Raw genomic sequence first — 17,739 nt, 5'->3', positions numbered from 1 at the left:
TGTCACTAAATTTATATGTAGATACGTGTAAATTTAGCAGATCAAACTCACAAATTCAAGCAGATATATTTTTGCTCCGTGTATTCGTCCATACCATATCTGCTTCCCTCGCGTCCAAGTCCACTAAACTTTACGCCACCAAAAGGGGCTACTTCGTTGCTGATGAGCCCAGTATTTACACCGACCATTCCGTACTCTAGACTTTCAGACACTTTCCATTGTCTTTTAGGATCATTCGTAAAGATATAACTAGCAAGCCCAAAGTCAGTATCGTTTGCCGCTTCTATCACCTCATCATCACTCTTAAATTTAAAAACCGGACAAAGCGGTCCAAACGTCTCTTCACGCGCTACTAACATATCTTTAGTCGCGCCGCTTAGCAAAGTCGGTTCGAAAAAAGTTCCTCCAAGAGAGCTTCTCTTACCGCCACTTAAGCACTTAGCGCCTTTTTTTAAAGCGTCATTTATATGCTCTTCTACTTTTTTAAGAGCATTTTCATCGATAAGTGGCCCTTGATTTACCCCATTTTCTAAGCCGTTTCCTAGTTTTAAACCTTTTATAGCGATATTTAGTTTAGCACAAAACTCATCGTAAATACCGCTTTGAGCATATATTCTATTTGCACAAACGCAAGTCTGACCGCTATTTCTAAATTTACTAGCCATTACTCCATCTACTGCTCTGTCTAAGTCTGCATCGTCAAATACTATAAATGGAGCATTTCCACCTAGCTCAAGACTAAGTTTTTTGATAGTTTTCGCGCTTTTTTCATAAATTTTTATACCTACTTCAGTTGAGCCGGTGAAACTTATCTTTCTTATGATTTTTGAGTCTGCAAACGCCGTGCTTATCATACTAGCGTCCCCGCTAATGATGACAAATAGATCTTTTGGTATGCCTGCAGCGTAAGCCAAACTTGCCAAAGCGTAAGCACTAAGTGGAGTTTGACTAGCTGGTTTTACTATCATAGCGCACCCTACCCCAAGTGCTGGTGCTGCTTTTCTAGTTATCATAGCAGCAGGAAAATTCCAAGGAGTTATCGCAGCGCAAACGCCTATGGGCTGTTTTACAACAAGAAGTTTTTCATCTTTTTTAACACTTGTCAAAATATCGCCGTCATTTCTTAAAGTCTGCTCGGCAAACCATTTTATAAAGCTAGCCGCGTACGCTATCTCACCGCTAGCTTCGTTAAGACTTTTTCCTTGTTCTAAAGTCATAAGTCTGGCTAAATTTGCCCTATTTTGTATGACTAGTTCATACCATTTCATCAGTATATCACTGCGAAAACTAGCTAAAGCTACAGACCAGCTTTTAAAAGCTAAATTTGCATTTTTGATGATATCTGTTAGACTTGTTTCATCACTCTTTTTGACATAAGCTAGGATTTCTTTAGTAGCTGGATTTGTAACTTTTATACTATCATTGATAGCTGTAAAACTAATGTTTTCGTGATTTAAAAGGTACTTGACTTGCTCCATTTTATCTCCTTAAATTTAAAAAGATTCTAACAAAACAAGTCTGATACACGCATAAATTTAAAAATCAATTTTTTAAATTTGATTTCCAAATTTCCATATCAAATTTAACTATTTAAATTTATCTATTAAATTTACTTGCTAAGATATTTTATCAGATCGGCTTTAGCATCACCGCTTATCAGTCCTATATTGAATTTATCTACCAAGAAATTCAGTATCTCTTCATTTATAAATTCTGGCAATGTTGGGCCAATATGTATATTTTTTACTCCAAGATATAAAAGCGCAAGAAGTATAATGATGGCTTTTTGCTCCATCCACATAAGCACGATAGAAATCGGTAAGTCGTTTATAGCTATGCTAGTTGCCTCGCTTAATGCAGTGGCGATTTTAACCGCTCCGTTGCTATCGTTACACTGACCAAGATCTAAGTAGCGCGGTATTTTCGTACCTTCTATATATCCAAAATCAACGTCGTTAAATCTAAATTTACCACAGCTCGAAGTTAGTATCACACAATCTTTTGGTAAAGAAAGTGCTAATTCTCTATAATAATTCCTACTACTTCCAGGTGCGTCACATCCTGCGATCACGAAAAATCTTCTTATTTTACCACAATTAAGTGCTTCTAAAATATCTCCAGCCATAGGTAAAACCGCTTTATAGTGATGTCCTGTTACTATGGACTCATCGCTATCAAATCCGCTTATTTCAGGCAGACTTAAAGCTTTTTGTATAAGTGGACTAAAGTCGTCGCCATTTATGTGAGTTATACCATTTGTTCCAGCTATATCATAGCCAAATAGCCTATCTGCGTACTCGCAGTTTTTACGAAGTGGCACGATACAATTAGTAGTCATCAAAATAGCACCTTTAAACTCGTTAAAAAGTTTAGTTTGATCAAACCACGCTTTACCTAAATTTCCTTTTAAATGGCTAAATTTATTTAGCTCAGGATAAGCGTGAGCAGGAAGCATTTCTGAGTGAGTATAGATATTTATACCCTTACCCTCGGTTTGTTCAAGCAGAGCTTTTAAAGCGTGAAGATTGTGTCCGCTTACTAAGATAGCTTTGCCGTACGCTCTATTTTGTGTAACTTTTACTGGAGTTGGCACACCAAATTTAGCAGTGTGAGCGCCACTTAAAGCGTCCATGACTTCTACTCCGGCTTTTCCTACTTCTAAAAGCTGAACTATGTGCTCATCAAAGTTGAAGTTCATATTTGTAAGTGTAAAATACAGCGTTTTAGAGATGATATCATCGACTTTTTTCGTATCTGCACCAAGCTCATTTGCGTGGTGGCGATACGCGCTCATACCTTTTAAACCAAATATCATCATATCTTGAAGTCTAGCTAACGTGCTATCTTTACCGCAAGTTCCGCTTGTTTGCCCCTTACTTCCACAACCTCCAGGGGCACTCATTTGACACTGATGACAAAACATTTCTAGTTCTTTACTCATTTTATTCCTTTTAAATTTATATTGCTAACTTTGAAATTGTAGCTTGAACATGTAGAAATTTATTGATATAAATCAATTTATAATAATATATTATATAGATATATTTATTTAAATAATATATATGATATATGATTTATAGAACGATAATTAAGGCTTTTATATATAAAATATACTAATCATACAGATATACTTGACATTTATTTATTTTTTTGATAGTATTTCAAAACAAATAAATTTATAAAAAGGAAAAAACGATGCAAAAAGAAAGTATCGCAACGCATTTTGGCTACAACACTAAAGACGCTTTTGGATCTATGGCTGTTCCTATCTACCAAACCACTGCTTATGATTTTGGTAGTTGTGAAACTGCGGCAAATAGATTTGCTTTAAAAGAGTTAGGACAAATTTACTCTCGCCTTACAAACCCTACTCTAGATGTTTTTGAAGCTAGGATAGCTGCACTTGAAAACGGTAAAGCTGGCATAAGTACTTCAAGCGGACAAGCAGCTATATTTTTTGCTATAGCAAATTTAGCAGGCGCTGGAGACAACATAATAGTTGGTCAAAAGATATACGGCGGTACTGTTACGCTCGCTACCCATACCTTAAAAAGATTTGGCATAGAAGCTAGAATTTTTGACGCAGATACTGCTGACGATCTAGAAAGCTTAATAGATGAAAATACTAAAGCGGTGTATTTTGAAACATTGTCAAATCCTCAAATAGCAGTAGCAAACGTAGAAAAGATCGTAAATATAGCAAACAAATACGGCATTGTGACCGTAGCAGACAACACTGTTGCTACTCCTGCGCTATTTAATCCTATCACAAAAGGTGTCGATGTGGTCATCCATAGCGCTAGTAAATACATAAGTGGACAAGGTTTGAGCATAGGTGGAGCAGTTGTAAGTAGCTTTGGACTAAACGCCAAACTAGCAAACAATCCTAGATATAGTCATTTTAACACTCCAGACGAGAGCTATCACGGGCTTGTTTATGCTGATCTCATCGATAATTTTGATATATTTACTCTAAGGATCAGACTAAGTTTATTAAGAGATATAGGTGCTACTTTATCGCCTTTTAATGCTTGGCAGTTAATCGCAGGGCTTGAAACACTGAGCTTAAGGGTAAAAGAATGCTCTAAAACAGCGCTAAAAGTAGCTAAATTTTTAGAAGCTCATCCAAAAGTAAAAAGTGTAAATTATCCCGGTCTTGAAAGCTCACCACTAAATAAATATATAAAAGAAAACTTTACAGACGGTCTTGCTAGTGGATTACTTAGCTTTGATGTCGGAGATAGAGATACTGCAGCGCAGATCTTAAATAAAGTAAAATTATTTAGCATAGTAGTAAATATCGGTGATAGCAAATCAATAATCACTCATCCAGCCAGCACTACTCACCAACAACTAAGCGATAAAGAGCTAGAAGATGCCGGTGTAAAAAGCGGACTTATAAGACTTAGCATCGGTTTAGAAAATGCCGAAGACTTGATAGACGACTTGCAAGAGGCAATGCAATGAGCTTACTAAGTACAAAAGGTGTTTATGGATTGATGTCGATTTATGAGATATCAAAAGGCGATGGACAAAATCCTGTTTCTTTAAAAGACATATCTACAAATATAGGAGTTTCAAAAAACTACCTAGAGCAAGTCTTGAACGCACTAAGAAACAGCGGTTTCGTAGGTAGTATCAAAGGGCTTAAAGGCGGATACTTCCTGCTCAAAACGCTAGACGAGATAACGTTTTATGATGTTTTTAAATGTATCGAAAACGATTTTTGCTTGACACCTGGGTATTCAAAACATGCGACTTATGATCTGCTATTTAGAGAATACGACGACAAGCTTACAGAATTGTTCAAAGAGCCACTAAGTAGTTTTAAAAAGTACCAAGCAGAAGCTAAAAAATACTTAAACTATGTAATATAAGGAAAAAATTATGAAAATAGCAAACAACGTAAAAGAGTTGATCGGAAATACACCTCTTGTAAAAATAAATAAATTCGGAAACAATGCAACAATACTTGCAAAATGCGAATTTTTAAATCCTAGCCATTCGGTTAAAGATAGAGTAGCTTTCAATATGATAAAGCGTGCTATGGAAGATGGAAAAATAGATAAAAACAGCGTCATCATAGAGCCTACTAGCGGAAATACCGGAGTTGGACTAGCTATGGTTTGCGCAGAGCTCGGTCTTAAGATGATGCTTACTATGCCAAGCTCAATGAGCGTAGAACGACAAAAACTACTAAAAGCATTTGGAGCTAAGCTAGTTTTAACAGAACCAAAATACGGTATGCAAGGCGCAGTAGACAAGGCATTAGAGCTTGCAAAAGAAAACCCAAACAGTTTTATACCAAGTCAATTTGACAATCCAGCAAACCCTGAGATGCATAAAATAACAACCGCAGTTGAAATTTTAAACGATACTGATGGCAAAGTAGATATTTTCGTAGCTGGTTTTGGAACAGGAGGAACGGTTAGTGGTGTAGGGGCAGCGCTAAAAGAGCGCAATCCAAATATAAAGATCATAGCAGTCGAGCCTGAAAAATCGCCTCTTATAACAAAAGGCGAAGCAGGACCTCACGCCATACAAGGCATAGGAGCTAACTTTATACCTAAAAATCTAAACCAAAGCATCATAGACGAGTTTATTACCGTATCGAATGAAGACGCTATGAATACGACAAAAGCACTAGCAAGAACTGAAGGTCTTTTAGTAGGAATTTCAAGCGGTGCAAATGTTTATGCAGCTAAAACTATAGCAGAGAGAAAAGAAAATCAAGGCAAGACTATAGTAACGGTACTTTGTGATACTGGAGAGAGATATCTTTCTACAACCGTATTTGATGATTAATTTTCTATAATCACAGCAGCGATGGCAAATCCGCCATCGTGCGTGATGCTAAGACTGCTATTTTTTATCCCGAATTTATGTATTACATCAGGCTCAAATTTAAGCTTTGGAGCGCCTTTGTTATCTTTATAAATTTCCACATCTAAAAAGCCAAACTCGGCGCATATCCCGCAACCAAGAGCTTTTGAGACCGCCTCTTTTGCAGCCCAAAATCCAGCTAAACTAGCATCGTTTTTAGCGATTTGTATCTCGTTTAAAGATAAAAATTTAGATAAAAATTTATCTTCAAATTTACTTTTAGCTTTGGTTATCCTATCAATTTTTATTATATCTATACCGATCATTGAACTATAAAATCGGTGAAATAAACATTTTTGATATAACCGTCTCTTAAGGTCTCATTTATCTTTGTTACAAGCTCATCTTTAAGTCGCTCTTTACCTTTTGCCGTGCTTACATCCTCGTAAGTTTTTGATGATAAAGTTCTTATGATAATATCTCTTATGAGAGGTTTTTTCTTGTCTATCTCTGGGGCAAGAGTCTCTTCACTAAGTTCTAAATTTAAAGCCGTTTTTAGAAATCTAGAACCGCTTTCGCTAAGTAAATTTACTAAAAACTGATCCATAGGATACATCGGATCTATATTAAAAAAGTCATTTGACCTCTGTTTTGGGCTAGGAGCTGGACCTTGTGTAGTAGTAGCTTGAGGCTGCCTTGCAGCAGCATTTTCATCACTTGATCCAAGCATTATAAAGGCAACTAAACCACCTATGATCAGTAAAAACACAAGTATACCTATAACTGCTATAAGTAGTACGTTTCCGCCCTTTTTCTTTACTTCTTCTTTTACTTCTTCTGCCATAAAATTTCCTTGATTTTTTATATATTTTATCCAAATTTAGCTGAATTTAGATTTTGTAATCTATAAAATAATGTTTTTTAGCTCACCTATGCCCTCTATAAAGCAGACTATTTCATCGCCGCTGTTTAAAAACTTCGGCGGAGTAAATCCCATACCAACTCCACTTGGCGTACCCAAAGATATGATAGTTCCCGCTTTTAACGTCATACCTTTGCTAAGATCGCTTATAACATAAGCCGCGTCAAAAATGAGTTTTGAAGTATTTGAGTTTTGTCTTAGCTCGCCATTGACAAATGATTTGATATCCAAACTCGAAACGTCCAGCTCATCGCTAGTCACTATCCAAGGACCAAATGGCAAAGATCTGTCTAAACTTTTACCATAATACCACTGCTTATGCTTGTTTTGTATATCTCTAGAGCTTATATCATTTATGATAGACCAGCCAAATACATACTCAAGTGCTTTGTCCTTAGAAACGTTCTTGGCATCTTTTGATATGATGAGGGCTAGCTCTGCTTCATAATCCAAAGATTTCGTGATATCGCTATGAGATAAAATAGTACCGCCATCAGCGACTGCTTCATTTACACGTTTTGAAAAATATACCGGATACTCTCTTTTGCCATCAAATTTAATCTTTTTAAAATTATATGACTCAACAGCATGTTCAATAAAATTTATACCTAGACATATCACGTCTTGTAAAGGATGAGGTATAACGGCTCTTTTCGTGATATTTTTTAGGTTTAGACCTCCACTTTTTTGGCTTAGCTCTCTTAGCTTGCTTAGCTCATCTTTAGTGCTAGTTACTATAAGATCATTCATATCCTTTTTGTAAATTCCAGCTAAAGAAATATCTAACACACTATCATCAAAGCCGATCACTCCAACTTTATCAACACCGTTTATACTATATGTCAAAAGCTTCATTATAGATCCGAAATGGCCATTTCTAAGCGTTTAAAACCTTGTTTGATCTCTTTCTTATTGATATTTAAAGGTGGTAAAAATCTCACTGTATTTTTTCCTGATTTGAGAACCAAAACTCTATGTTCTAAAGCTTTATTAAAGATCTTGCTTAAATTTTGTGGATCTTTTAAAACAAGACCTTGCATAAGCCCAAGCCCTACTCTTTTTTCAAAAATATCTGGAAAAAGATCGACCATATTATCAAGTTTTTTTGTAAATTTGGCGATAGTGATATCTAATTTTCCTGTTTTTTTCATCTTTTCTAACTCATTTAAGACACATATTCCAGCACTACTCGCCAAAAAATTTCCACCAAAAGTACTTCCGTGATCACCTGGCTTAAAGATATCTTGCCTGCTTGCGCACGCTCCTATGGCTACGCCTCCACCAAGACCTTTTGCAAAGGTTATGATATCTGGCTCAACATCATAAAGCTTACTTGTCGCAAACTCTCCTGTTCTATAAATTCCGCATTGAACTTCATCGGTGATAAATAAAAGATTTTTTTCTTTCAGGACTTTGGCTAGCTTTTGAATTTCTTCCTTTTTTAAAGGATTTATTCCGCCTTCACCTTGGACCAGCTCTACCATGACTGCTACAGTATTTTCACCTATATTTTCGATGATCTCATCTATGGAGTTAAAAAATTTAAAAGCATCTGGATATGGCGCAAAATCATTTGGATGAAATTTTTCTTGTCCAGTAAGTTTTAAAGTCGCAATTGTCCTACCGTGAAATGAATTTCCTAACGTGATAATCTCATATTTTTTGTTTTCAAAACTATTACCATATTTTCTGGCAAGTTTTATAGCACACTCATTTGCTTCAGCCCCTGAATTTGCAAAAAATAGATAATACGGACTGCCTAAAAGTCTTGAGATTTTATCTGCTAACTCTTCTTGAGGTTTTATTTTATATATATTTGAAGTATGTAAAAGAGTATGAGCTTGTTTTGAGATGGTTTTTGCTAATTTTTTATGCGCGTGCCCTAAAGAACAAACTCCTATACCACTTGCAAAATCTATATAATCTTCTCCGTTAAGATCCCATAGTACAGAGCCTTTACCGCATTTAAAACCTAAACCTACCCTAGCATAATTTTGCATCAACATAACAACTACTCCTTATAATGAATTTCTGGCAAATGCCAATTTCTATAGTAAGCACAAAGTCTGATAACAATACCAAATACAAATAAAATCATAATCCAGTATATATTTGTAAGTTCAAACAAACTCATAAAATAATATATAAGACCGATGCTCATACTGATAGTTCCATAAAGTCCGGTTTTTAAAAACCAAGGAACTTCATTTAGTAGCACATCTCTTAAAATACCGCCCCCAACTCCGTTGCAAAATGCCACAAGTATCACACCAAAGATATTTAGTCCATACTCAAGAGCTACGATAGAACCTACTATGGAAAAGCTTATCACATCAACCGCATCAGTCATAATAAATATAAATTTTTTCTCAAGCCCTTGTCTATCTTCGTGATGAAATTTAAACAATATAGCAAAAATCATCACGCCGATGACGATAATAACTGGCATAAAATGAGTAAATGAATACGCCGGACGTCCAACTATAACATCTCTCATAAGTCCGCCACCAAGCGCAGTTAAAAACGCAGCTAAAAAAACGCCGAGCCAATCACAACCTCGCTTGATCCCGAACAAAAAACCGCTCAGCGCAGCCGAAGCTATACCTACGTACTCAGCTAGTAAAAATGCTTCCATTTGCCTACTTTTGGTAAATTTTGTAGTATTTTACAATTTAAATTCAAAAAATAAAATAAAGATTATTTAATCTCAAGCTTTTTTATACTTGTTTTTAAATTTGACGCTAAACTCGGTTTTTTCATTAGCACTTTGACAATAAACTTCAAACCCAAGATCGTCGCAGTAGCGTTTGACTAGGCTAAGTCCTATGCCAAAACCGCCATTTTGAGTATCAAACCTGCTAAATTTATCATATATCTTACTCAAATTCTCTTTTTCTATGACATTTCCATGATTTACCACGCTAAGAGTGGAGCTATCCAAACTCACTACAACATCTGAGTTTTTAAAGGCGTATTTGATAGCATTTGATAAAAGATTATCAAATATCTTTTTAAATTTAGAACTATCGGTATTTATCTTAACGTCTTCAAATTTAGATATTATAGTTATGCCTTTATTTGCGGCACTTAGTTCAAATATCTGGATACGTTTTTCGAGAATATCTTTTAAATTTAAAGTTTCTATATGATTTGGTTCATTTTTTAAATTTAGCGAAAGATCGCTATATAAATGCGATAATGTTTTAGCTGCTATTTTGATATTTTCAAGATATTTCGTAGGATTTTTATCAAACATTTCAGTGCTCATCAAGATCACGCTAAGAGGAGTATTTATCTCGTGAGTCGTATCTGTGATAAAATTATTTAGCGTTTTTATCTGATTTAAAAGCGGTAGATACGAGAGTCTTACTATAAAATAAGCTATGATAAATATCGCTAGTAAAACAACTACAAATATCACGCTAGTACGCAAAAACAGAGCGTCTATGCTTTGCTTTGGACCAGATGTCCTGATGTCTAAGTTTAGCTCCACCATTCTTCTTCTTGAATGAATATCGTCCGAATAATACATATAGTGATCGTCATTATAAAATTTGTTTTTAAATTCTGGTTTATCAAATTTTTTTATTATATACCTACCAGATTTTATATCAAAAAGATTTATCTCATACTCATTTTGTAAATTTAAAATTTCCTCATAGCCACCGTTTATACGTAGCATAAACTCTATCTCGCTTGCATATGCTCTTAGCTCATGAGCTGTTTTTTTATATATATCATCTTTTGTGGTCTTATAGTATGAAAGTGTAAAAAATATCAAAAATAGACTACTAGTTATAGTATAAAGTAAAAATATAGGAAGAAAGTATTTTTTATTAAGCATATTCGTATCCGAGTTTAGAGTGACTTATGATCCTATCTTCTCCGACTATCTTCCTTAAATTTCTTACATAAACCCTTAAACTTAGCTCGCTAGGTAGCTCGTCATAATCCCAAATTTGAGAGTAAATCTCCTCTCTTGAAAGAATTCTATTTTTATTTTGTAAAAAAAGAGCTAATAGCTTACTCTCTTTTTTAGAGAGCAAAACAGGCTTGTCGTCTTTTAACAGTCTTTTTTGAAGTATATCAAATTTTAAATGTTCATTTATAACAATGTCTTGTGAATTTTGGCAAAAGTTTCTTTTAAGGATATTTTCTACCCTAAGTAAAAGCTCGGCTAGTTCAAACGGTTTTTTTATGTAGTCATCACATCCTGCTTTAAAGCCTTTTGTGACGTCATTTATACCATTTAACGAAGTAGTAAAAATGCAAGGAGTTTTTACGCCTGAGTTTCTTAACTCATCAAGCAAGTCAAAACCGTTTCCGCCTATGATCTTAACATCAAAGATCAAAAGATCAAAATGATTTTCATAGGCAAAACTCAGTGCTTCATCGTAATTATCACTTAGCGTAATTTCATAGCCAAAGCTCTCCAGATATGAACTCATCATATCGGCGAGCATCAGCTCATCTTCTAAAACTAGGATTTTGTTCATACTTATTTAGTATAAGGACAGTCATCTTGTATGCAGTTGGCATTACCCATCATACCGCCGTTTCCGCCATTTTGAGCACCCATCATACCACATCCATTGCCCATCATACCGTAGTTTGAGTTCATTCTTTTGTTGCTCATAAATTTACCACAAACTCTTGGGTTAAAATATTCGTCTTTTCCTAAAGTGGCCATATTTTTTCTCATTTGCATTCTAAATTCTTTTGCAAAATCATCTTTTTGAGCCGGAGTCATATTTTTTGTTATATCCAACATTTCATTATGAATTTTCATACAAATATCTCTTATTTGAGAATCTTTTACGCTAGCTTCTTTCTTTGCAGCAAATACCTTGTTGCTAAATTGCACCGCCGCACTATCCGCACCAAAAGCTAAACTTCCTAAAATAGATACAGCTAAAACTGCTGATAAAACTTTGTTTTTCATTTTATATCCTTTATGTTGAAATATAACAGAATTATAATCGAAATTTGTTGAGCAATTGTTAATTAAATAAATTATCAGTTTTTTCTATAAAAACAGACGGATTTACTTGCACACCATTTACCACCACGCCAAAGTGCAAATGTGAGCCGCTAACCATACCGGAAGCACCGCTAAGCCCTAAAACATCACCTTTGGCTACTTTTATACCAGGTTTTACAAACACTTTGCTTAGATGAAAATACTGCGTATAGATCCCACCACCATGATCTATGACTACACTATGTCCGCTATCATGTTTGAAGCTCGCTACGCGAACTATACCAGAATTTGAGCTGATGACTTTTTGCCCTACTTTGGCTCTAAAATCCATACCATTGTGGTAGTGATTAAAGCTTCCGTTCACCACTCTAATACTTCCAAATTCGCTTGTTACAAAGCTATTTAATGGTTTGATAAAATTACTATCAAAATATATATCGCCACTAACAGTATTATAAATTTTTTGCATATTTATTTTTTCTTTTTTTATTAGCTCTGCTGTTTTATCGTCTATCTTAAATTTATTGATTATAGAGGTTATATCTTCTGTTTTATAATCTTTTTTAGATATGACAAACTCAGTATGCCCCACGGTATCGTTTATAGTATTTTTTATGCTCATAACTCCACTGGCATTATAATCTACTGGTATAAAAGCTATCATAAAACCGGGTTTCGTAGGATGTTTTAGCCAAGGAGTAAATTTATCATTTATAGTAAGATTTTTAGCGAAGTTCACATCTCATGGTAATGATCTCAAGCTCGCCGTTATTGATACTAGCGCAGAACAAATGCGTAATAAATATAAAAAATAGTATTAGTTTTTTCATCGTAGATCCAAAAAAAGATATTTTCTAAATCTATGATATCATAATTTACGTAAATTTAAAACTGTTAAACCGAGTATAAATTCACAAATCTCTTTCTACTTATAGGGCTATACTGATTAAGATGTTCATAAGCCTCTTCAGCATCACCGTCAGTGAAATTTTTTGTATTTTCTATAAGTTCGTAAAGCTCTTCGTCATCCAAATTTTCGAAGTCACCAAACTCTTCTAAAACCTCTTGTATCATAGCTTCAAGCTCTAGTTCGTCATAAGTCAAGTAAATCTCCTACGCAAATATATAAAAATAAATTTTGCGAATAATATCAAAACAATCTTAATCCAAGCTTTATGATAACAAATTTCATTTATAAACTTAGATTATCAAAAAATATGATAAAAATTATTATTAATTTTCCATATTTTACCCATTTTATCGGTTAAATTTTATATTTTATTAAGGATATTTTCATTACAATTTTTAAATTATCTTGATATTGCTTATTATAATCTGTAAAAAGTAAGTTTTGATAAAGAATTTTTTAAAATATTTTTATATAATATAACAAATAAAAGCTTTATCATATCGATAAAATCAATAGTAGGAAACAAAATAAATGGGCTCAAACATAGATATATTAAAACAAGTAGCTGATTACTGCTCTTTGATCCATAGCACTCCTGGACGTATTAGAGTTAGAGTTTCTCCAAAAATAAAAGACCTACAAAACGAAGTAAATTTACATAAATTAGATGAAATTATAGAGAAAATAGAAGGCATACATAGCGTAAAATTTAATAAAATGGTAGGCTCTATAACGATTCTTTACGACAATCATAAATTTCCACAAGAAATTTGGCACGATCTGCTAAATGGCATAAATTTAGAAAATATCTCTCAAAAGATAAACCAAATCAAAAAGGAATATCATGCAAACGAATTTAAATAAAAAGACAAAGGACGAGATCTTCTCTTTAGCTTACAATTATGAAAACAAAGGTTTGCTTATATATTCAAATTTTAAAGATGATAATGATATCTTCGCTCAAATTTTAGCTATCAAAAAAAATGGAATCATACTGCTAGAAAGCTTAGCCAGTATCAAAAATTACAAATTGCAAAACTACGATCACCAAGTCATAACTCCTTCAAAATTAGATGAAAAACTTATCGTTTGCTTAAATTATGAGCTAGAGCTAAACGAATTTTATAAAAACGGCGTAAAAGATCTAGACGATGATGTAAAAGATCTATTTTTTAGACTTTGGGCTACTTCTAATAACGAATATATCCCAGCTTTAAAACAGCAACTTTTTAACAAAAACAGTGCAAATAAAAACAAAAACGAACACAGCACAAATGACATGCAAGAATTTCTTGATAAAGCAAATTTAATCGCATCTGGTAAGGCTAGCAAAGACGATCTACAAAATCTTTTAAAAAATCCAAATTTCTCATTTTTTGGCGGTATTGCAGCTGGCTCTTTAGTAGGTTTGATGATAAACGAAATGATAAACAAAGGCAAAAATGATGAATAACACTTCAGATAAAGGATTTAAAATGGCACTTCCATTTATAGCAGGAGCAGTAGCGGGAGGTTTAGCAATACTAGCTTTTAACAATAGAAAAGTTATAAAAGATAAACTTATGTGCGGACTTGAAAAAGGAAAAGATATAGCTATAAAAGCCAAAGACGAAACTATGTCTAAGCTCAAAAAGCAACCAGAAAAAGCGCCCGTAAAAGCAAAAAGAACAGCTAAAAAAACTACAGCTAACAAGGCAAAAGCTAATGAGATTATCTCAAAATAGGCTATTTTCTAGCTCGCGTTTGCCAGGAGATAACTTTTTAAGCGGAGCTCTTATAGGATTTATCAGTAGCGGTGCTTTTTACTATAAAGAGGTAAAAGACGCGAAAATAGGTCCTAAAACTGCTGTTAAAAAAACTCTCAAATTTAGCCTAGAAAGCGGTATCATAGCAGGCTTTGGCATATCAGCTTCAAATAACATAGTAAGAGGCGAGTACTCAAAAGCTGCTTTAAATTTAGCTTTGGGCATAACTCTTGTAGGAATTACAAATAAATTTATAAATACAAAGGAAGATCAGTGACAAATCCATATATAAACAATAACAACGACCAAAACTCAGCTTCACAAGGGCTAGATAATGCTATAAATAACTTTGCAAAAGACGCTCCTTTTATACCTGAAAACTTTAATACCGCAGGATTTTTAAAAGGCCTTTTGATAGGCGCTGGACTAACTTATGTACTTACAAATGAAAACGCGCAACAAGCTATATTTAAAGCTATAGTCAAAGCAACAAATTTACTTCAAGCAGGAGCTGAGGAACTAAAGGAGAGATTTGAAGATGCTAAGGCCGAAATAAATGCAAAGAATTAGCATTGCCAGCAAAATCGGCAATAGAATTAGATTTATATGCGATGACTTAAACAGGCTTAGCGACGAAAGAGGATTAGAAGCAGATATCCTTAAATTCGACGAGATTACAAACGTAAGAGTAAATAAAGCTGCAAAAAGTATCATCGTAACTCATAATTCTAGTTTAAATGTAATACTTAGGCGTTTGCAAAGTATAGAAATAAAAAAGTTAAAAAATAAAAAAGAAGAGCCCAGCAAAGCCGAAATTTATAAATCGATAGCTATTTTAGTGTTTAGTGCTTTAAATAATAATGCTAAATTTAATAAATTAGCTTCATTATATGGTTCGATAAATTTACTAAAAGCTGGATCTTATGAGCTATTTAGCGAAGGTCTTACTAGCAAAACGCTTGAGGCTTTAGCAGTCAGTGTTAGCCTTGCAAGAGGAGACTACGGAGCGGCAAATGGTACAAATTTGCTTTTAAATTTGGGCGAATATATAGAAGAAAGCACCGTCCATAAAAGTGACGATCTCATAAAAGAACTAGCAAAACCTAGCATAAAAGAGGCTTGGATAGAGATAAAAAAAGACGGTAAAAACGAGCTAGTTTTGGTAAATACGAATGGTATAAAAAAAGGAGATATTGTAGTAGTATCTACTGGCGAGAGCATAGCTATCGACGGATATATCGTAGAAGGAAGCGCAAGTATAAACCAAGTCAGTATGACCGGAGAAGCCCAGCCTGTAAAAAAAGAGCGAGGCGATCTTGTTATGAGCGGTACTATAGTCGAAGAAGGACGTATAAAAATATGGGCTGAGCTCATAGGAGACGAAACGACGACGAATCGTATCAAAAAATACATCCAGTCAAGCCTAAACGAAAAATCAAACATAGGGCTAAAAGCTACAAAACTAGCCAATAAATTAGTCCCGGTCACCTTAGGACTTGCAGGACTTAGCTATTTGATAAATAAAAACACTATGTCAATGGCTTCTGTATTACAAGCAGATTATTCGTGCGCTCTTAAGCTAGCAACTCCGGTTGCTTTTAAAACCAGCATTAGTAGATGCGGAAGAGATGGAATACTCATAAAAGGTGCAAAAGCTATAGAAGCGTTAAGCGCAGCTGATACTTTTGTATTTGACAAAACAGGAACGCTAACTTATGGAAACTTAAGCGTAAGCGAAATTTATAGCTTCGATGAAAACATAAGCCCAAATGAGCTTTTAAATTTAAGTGCAAGCGCCGAAGAACACTATTTTCATCCAGTAGCAGAAGCCATAGTAAAAGCAGCACACCAAAGAGGCTTTCATCATATACATCATGAAGAAGTTGAATTTATAGTAGCTCATGGAGTAAAGACGACTGTAAAAGGCAAAGAGGTTATCATAGGTAGTCGTCACTTTTTAGAAGATGATGAAATGGTGGATTTTAGAGCGCACAAAGACAGGCTAGACATTTTAGAAAATAGCGGTCCAGCTCTACTTTATATAGCTTATGATAAAAAGCTCATAGGAGTTATAGCTTTAAAAGACGAGATAAGAGCTAATGCAAAAGATTGCATCTCAAAACTAAAAGAATACGGCGTAAAAGAGATAATAATGCTAAGCGGAGATATAAAAAGCAAAGCTGAAGAAGTTGCAAAAAATCTAGGTATAGACAGAGTCTTTGCAAACTGTTTGCCTACTGATAAAGCAAAGATTATCGAAAATTTAAGAAATTCAGGTAAAAAAGTAGCTTTCATAGGAGACGGGATAAATGACGCTCCAAGCTTAGTTAAAGCCAATGTCGGCATAAGTATGAGTAAAGGCGCAGATATCGCAAAAGCGAGTGCAGATATAAGTCTTTTAAAAGACGATATATGCTCAGTAGCAAAAGTAAAGCTCATAGCAAACAAAACAATGGATAAGATAAATACAAATTTCAAAGCTACAGTAGGTATAAATTCAGCCATTTTACTAGGAGCTACTCTTGGTAAGCTAAACCCTATCCAAACCGCAGTTTTACACAATGGAACAACCATAGCGCTACTTTTAAATTCACTAAATACGAGGAACACTAATGCAAGATAAATTTGATATAATAAGCGGAAAATTATTAGATATAGAGTTTCAAAGAAGCGCTGCTAAGATAGCGATGGGTACTAGTCTAGCACTACTAGCCATAACGGCTTTAAATTTAAAAAATAGACAAGCCGCGAAGTTGCACACGGTATCTGGAGTAGCTTTAATAGGATTTAGCGTCTGGCACGCTAGTCTTTATGGCACGAAATATGCTAAATTTTTAAACGAACAAAGTAAAAAGAAAGCTAAAAAAGATATATGAAAAAACTTTACATTTTGACTTTTGCACTACTTTTTAGTGCATGTACAAATCAAACTAGCGCAGTTAAAAACACTCAGATCTTAGAGCAAGAAACTTCAAATTTACAGACGCAAAATGACGAAGCTAGCTACGATATAGAAGTTGGTTATATGAGTATAGATGAGCAAAATCAAAAAGATATAGTGCTGATGTATAAAGATATATTGTCTGATGTAAATTTAAAAGCGCAAACAAAAGACACGCAAGCAAATTTGATAGGAAAAACGAAAATAAGCCAAAAAACTTTTGAAAAAACAGCTGCAGACATAGCTAGGTACTTAAGAGACGTTAGAAAAACAGACGGAAAAATATACGTACAATACGACTTCGATGAAAAAGTACTTTATAGCGGAAAGTTTTAGAATTCAATAAACATTTGACCAAATTTAAACGCTAAGTTCAAGCAAAAATCAGTTAAATTTACCGATATACAAAAGCAAGTT

The 17,739-nt window shown here is 34.3% G+C and carries 23 protein-coding genes; 11 read left to right on the top strand and 12 right to left on the bottom strand.

Going from position 1 to position 17,739, the window contains the following annotated elements; genetic code table 11:
* Window positions 1-47: 47 nt before the first annotated feature.
* A complete protein-coding gene (locus tag CHHT_RS03905) occupies window positions 48-1,478 on the bottom strand; it encodes an NAD-dependent succinate-semialdehyde dehydrogenase (protein WP_034963790.1) in 1,431 nt (476 codons plus the stop codon).
* Window positions 1,479-1,609: 131 nt separating this feature from the next.
* A complete protein-coding gene (gene hcp / locus CHHT_RS03900; protein WP_034963788.1) occupies window positions 1,610-2,941 on the bottom strand; it encodes a hydroxylamine reductase in 1,332 nt (443 codons plus the stop codon).
* 254 nt (window positions 2,942-3,195) lie between these two features.
* On the opposite strand from hcp, the gene CHHT_RS03895 reads away from it, so the two are divergent.
* Genes CHHT_RS03895 through cysK form a run of 3 tightly spaced genes read left to right on the top strand, consistent with a single transcriptional unit; the run spans window position 3,196 to window position 5,805 of the window.
* Window positions 3,196-4,467: an O-acetylhomoserine aminocarboxypropyltransferase/cysteine synthase family protein gene (locus tag CHHT_RS03895; RefSeq protein ID WP_034963786.1), complete on the top strand. Its 1,272-nt coding sequence runs from the start codon at window positions 3,196-3,198 to the stop codon at window positions 4,465-4,467.
* Window positions 4,464-4,877 carry an RrF2 family transcriptional regulator gene (locus tag CHHT_RS03890; protein ID WP_034963784.1) on the top strand — a complete coding sequence of 138 codons (414 nt, stop codon included), beginning with the start codon at window positions 4,464-4,466 and terminating at the stop codon, window positions 4,875-4,877. The genes CHHT_RS03895 and CHHT_RS03890 overlap by 4 nt, the downstream gene beginning before the upstream one ends.
* Window positions 4,878-4,887: 10 nt before the next feature.
* On the top strand, window positions 4,888-5,805 hold the full coding sequence (gene cysK / locus CHHT_RS03885) for a cysteine synthase A (protein ID WP_034963782.1): 918 nt from the start codon (window positions 4,888-4,890) through the stop codon (window positions 5,803-5,805).
* Here cysK and acpS read toward each other — a convergent pair.
* The 10 genes from acpS to CHHT_RS03835 all read right to left on the bottom strand — a co-directional run bounded on the left by acpS (window position 5,802) and on the right by CHHT_RS03835 (window position 12,830).
* Window positions 5,802-6,149, bottom strand: coding sequence for a holo-ACP synthase (gene acpS / locus CHHT_RS03880; RefSeq protein ID WP_034963780.1), 348 nt, complete (start codon window positions 6,147-6,149; stop codon window positions 5,802-5,804). The two genes, cysK and acpS, sit on opposite strands and share 4 nt — an antisense overlap.
* Entirely contained in the window at window positions 6,146-6,667 is a 522-nt protein-coding gene (fliL, locus tag CHHT_RS03875; protein ID WP_176318067.1) for a flagellar basal body-associated protein FliL, read from the bottom strand. Before fliL ends, acpS begins: the two co-directional genes overlap by 4 nt.
* A 60-nt stretch (window positions 6,668-6,727) precedes the next feature.
* Entirely contained in the window at window positions 6,728-7,600 is an 873-nt protein-coding gene (locus CHHT_RS03870; RefSeq protein ID WP_034963776.1) for a fumarylacetoacetate hydrolase family protein, read from the bottom strand.
* A complete protein-coding gene (locus CHHT_RS03865; protein WP_059427049.1) occupies window positions 7,600-8,751 on the bottom strand; it encodes an aspartate aminotransferase family protein in 1,152 nt (383 codons plus the stop codon). Before CHHT_RS03865 ends, CHHT_RS03870 begins: the two co-directional genes overlap by 1 nt.
* A gap of 5 nt (window positions 8,752-8,756) precedes the next feature.
* A complete protein-coding gene (locus tag CHHT_RS03860; RefSeq protein ID WP_034963775.1) occupies window positions 8,757-9,380 on the bottom strand; it encodes a trimeric intracellular cation channel family protein in 624 nt (207 codons plus the stop codon).
* Between the two features lie 72 nt (window positions 9,381-9,452).
* Window positions 9,453-10,589, bottom strand: a complete 1,137-nt coding sequence (locus tag CHHT_RS03855; protein WP_064019715.1) for a sensor histidine kinase — start codon at window positions 10,587-10,589, stop codon at window positions 9,453-9,455.
* Window positions 10,582-11,241 (bottom strand): response regulator transcription factor, encoded by a 660-nt coding sequence (locus tag CHHT_RS03850; RefSeq protein WP_034963773.1) that lies wholly within the window; start codon window positions 11,239-11,241, stop codon window positions 10,582-10,584. The genes CHHT_RS03855 and CHHT_RS03850 overlap by 8 nt, the downstream gene beginning before the upstream one ends.
* Before the next feature lie 2 nt (window positions 11,242-11,243).
* A complete protein-coding gene (locus CHHT_RS03845) occupies window positions 11,244-11,687 on the bottom strand; it encodes a hypothetical protein (protein WP_051663802.1) in 444 nt (147 codons plus the stop codon).
* Window positions 11,688-11,745: 58 nt separating this feature from the next.
* On the bottom strand, window positions 11,746-12,465 hold the full coding sequence (locus tag CHHT_RS03840; protein WP_034963771.1) for a M23 family metallopeptidase: 720 nt from the start codon (window positions 12,463-12,465) through the stop codon (window positions 11,746-11,748).
* Between the two features lie 155 nt (window positions 12,466-12,620).
* Window positions 12,621-12,830, bottom strand: coding sequence for a hypothetical protein (locus CHHT_RS03835; protein ID WP_034963769.1), 210 nt, complete (start codon window positions 12,828-12,830; stop codon window positions 12,621-12,623).
* 337 nt (window positions 12,831-13,167) lie between these two features.
* Between CHHT_RS03835 and CHHT_RS03830 the strand changes: the two genes are divergently transcribed.
* Genes CHHT_RS03830 through CHHT_RS03795 form a run of 8 tightly spaced genes read left to right on the top strand, consistent with a single transcriptional unit; the run spans window position 13,168 to window position 17,658 of the window.
* Window positions 13,168-13,500 carry an HMA2 domain-containing protein gene (locus CHHT_RS03830; RefSeq protein ID WP_034963767.1) on the top strand — a complete coding sequence of 111 codons (333 nt, stop codon included), beginning with the start codon at window positions 13,168-13,170 and terminating at the stop codon, window positions 13,498-13,500.
* Window positions 13,481-14,089 (top strand): hypothetical protein, encoded by a 609-nt coding sequence (locus tag CHHT_RS03825; protein WP_034963766.1) that lies wholly within the window; start codon window positions 13,481-13,483, stop codon window positions 14,087-14,089. The genes CHHT_RS03830 and CHHT_RS03825 overlap by 20 nt, the downstream gene beginning before the upstream one ends.
* Complete coding sequence (locus tag CHHT_RS03820) at window positions 14,082-14,360, top strand: hypothetical protein (protein WP_034963764.1); 279 nt, start codon at window positions 14,082-14,084, stop codon at window positions 14,358-14,360. The genes CHHT_RS03825 and CHHT_RS03820 overlap by 8 nt, the downstream gene beginning before the upstream one ends.
* Window positions 14,341-14,658 carry a hypothetical protein gene (locus CHHT_RS03815; protein ID WP_034963762.1) on the top strand — a complete coding sequence of 106 codons (318 nt, stop codon included), beginning with the start codon at window positions 14,341-14,343 and terminating at the stop codon, window positions 14,656-14,658. Before CHHT_RS03820 ends, CHHT_RS03815 begins: the two co-directional genes overlap by 20 nt.
* Window positions 14,655-14,951, top strand: a complete 297-nt coding sequence (locus CHHT_RS03810) for a hypothetical protein (protein ID WP_034963760.1) — start codon at window positions 14,655-14,657, stop codon at window positions 14,949-14,951. The genes CHHT_RS03815 and CHHT_RS03810 overlap by 4 nt, the downstream gene beginning before the upstream one ends.
* Window positions 14,938-17,004, top strand: a complete 2,067-nt coding sequence (locus tag CHHT_RS03805) for a heavy metal translocating P-type ATPase (protein WP_034963758.1) — start codon at window positions 14,938-14,940, stop codon at window positions 17,002-17,004. The genes CHHT_RS03810 and CHHT_RS03805 overlap by 14 nt, the downstream gene beginning before the upstream one ends.
* Window positions 16,994-17,257: a hypothetical protein gene (locus tag CHHT_RS03800; RefSeq protein WP_034963756.1), complete on the top strand. Its 264-nt coding sequence runs from the start codon at window positions 16,994-16,996 to the stop codon at window positions 17,255-17,257. Before CHHT_RS03805 ends, CHHT_RS03800 begins: the two co-directional genes overlap by 11 nt.
* A complete protein-coding gene (locus CHHT_RS03795) occupies window positions 17,254-17,658 on the top strand; it encodes a hypothetical protein (protein ID WP_034963754.1) in 405 nt (134 codons plus the stop codon). Before CHHT_RS03800 ends, CHHT_RS03795 begins: the two co-directional genes overlap by 4 nt.
* Window positions 17,659-17,739: the final 81 nt, after the last annotated feature.

It is taken from the genome of Campylobacter hyointestinalis subsp. hyointestinalis (assembly GCF_013372145.1).
GTDB lineage: Bacteria > Campylobacterota > Campylobacteria > Campylobacterales > Campylobacteraceae > Campylobacter > Campylobacter hyointestinalis.
The sequence above is the reverse complement of the archived record's forward strand: the minus strand, read 5'-3'. Positions and strand labels throughout refer to the sequence as shown.

Coding starts and splice junctions, on each gene's coding strand:
- CHHT_RS03850 (WP_034963773.1), bottom strand. CDS start 11,241: ATGAACAAAATCCTAGTTTTAGAAGATGAGCTGATGCTCGCCGATATG.
- CHHT_RS03895 (WP_034963786.1), top strand. CDS start 3,196: ATGCAAAAAGAAAGTATCGCAACGCATTTTGGCTACAACACTAAAGAC.
- CHHT_RS03800 (WP_034963756.1), top strand. CDS start 16,994: ATGCAAGATAAATTTGATATAATAAGCGGAAAATTATTAGATATAGAG.
- CHHT_RS03865 (WP_059427049.1), bottom strand. CDS start 8,751: ATGTTGATGCAAAATTATGCTAGGGTAGGTTTAGGTTTTAAATGCGGT.
- CHHT_RS03845 (WP_051663802.1), bottom strand. CDS start 11,687: ATGAAAAACAAAGTTTTATCAGCAGTTTTAGCTGTATCTATTTTAGGA.
- CHHT_RS03820 (WP_034963764.1), top strand. CDS start 14,082: ATGAATAACACTTCAGATAAAGGATTTAAAATGGCACTTCCATTTATA.
- CHHT_RS03870 (WP_034963776.1), bottom strand. CDS start 7,600: ATGAAGCTTTTGACATATAGTATAAACGGTGTTGATAAAGTTGGAGTG.
- CHHT_RS03860 (WP_034963775.1), bottom strand. CDS start 9,380: ATGGAAGCATTTTTACTAGCTGAGTACGTAGGTATAGCTTCGGCTGCG.
- hcp (WP_034963788.1), bottom strand. CDS start 2,941: ATGAGTAAAGAACTAGAAATGTTTTGTCATCAGTGTCAAATGAGTGCC.
- CHHT_RS03905 (WP_034963790.1), bottom strand. CDS start 1,478: ATGGAGCAAGTCAAGTACCTTTTAAATCACGAAAACATTAGTTTTACA.
- CHHT_RS03855 (WP_064019715.1), bottom strand. CDS start 10,589: ATGCTTAATAAAAAATACTTTCTTCCTATATTTTTACTTTATACTATA.
- cysK (WP_034963782.1), top strand. CDS start 4,888: ATGAAAATAGCAAACAACGTAAAAGAGTTGATCGGAAATACACCTCTT.
- CHHT_RS03815 (WP_034963762.1), top strand. CDS start 14,341: ATGAGATTATCTCAAAATAGGCTATTTTCTAGCTCGCGTTTGCCAGGA.
- CHHT_RS03830 (WP_034963767.1), top strand. CDS start 13,168: ATGGGCTCAAACATAGATATATTAAAACAAGTAGCTGATTACTGCTCT.
- CHHT_RS03795 (WP_034963754.1), top strand. CDS start 17,254: ATGAAAAAACTTTACATTTTGACTTTTGCACTACTTTTTAGTGCATGT.
- fliL (WP_176318067.1), bottom strand. CDS start 6,667: ATGGCAGAAGAAGTAAAAGAAGAAGTAAAGAAAAAGGGCGGAAACGTA.
- CHHT_RS03805 (WP_034963758.1), top strand. CDS start 14,938: ATGCAAAGAATTAGCATTGCCAGCAAAATCGGCAATAGAATTAGATTT.
- CHHT_RS03890 (WP_034963784.1), top strand. CDS start 4,464: ATGAGCTTACTAAGTACAAAAGGTGTTTATGGATTGATGTCGATTTAT.
- acpS (WP_034963780.1), bottom strand. CDS start 6,149: ATGATCGGTATAGATATAATAAAAATTGATAGGATAACCAAAGCTAAA.
- CHHT_RS03825 (WP_034963766.1), top strand. CDS start 13,481: ATGCAAACGAATTTAAATAAAAAGACAAAGGACGAGATCTTCTCTTTA.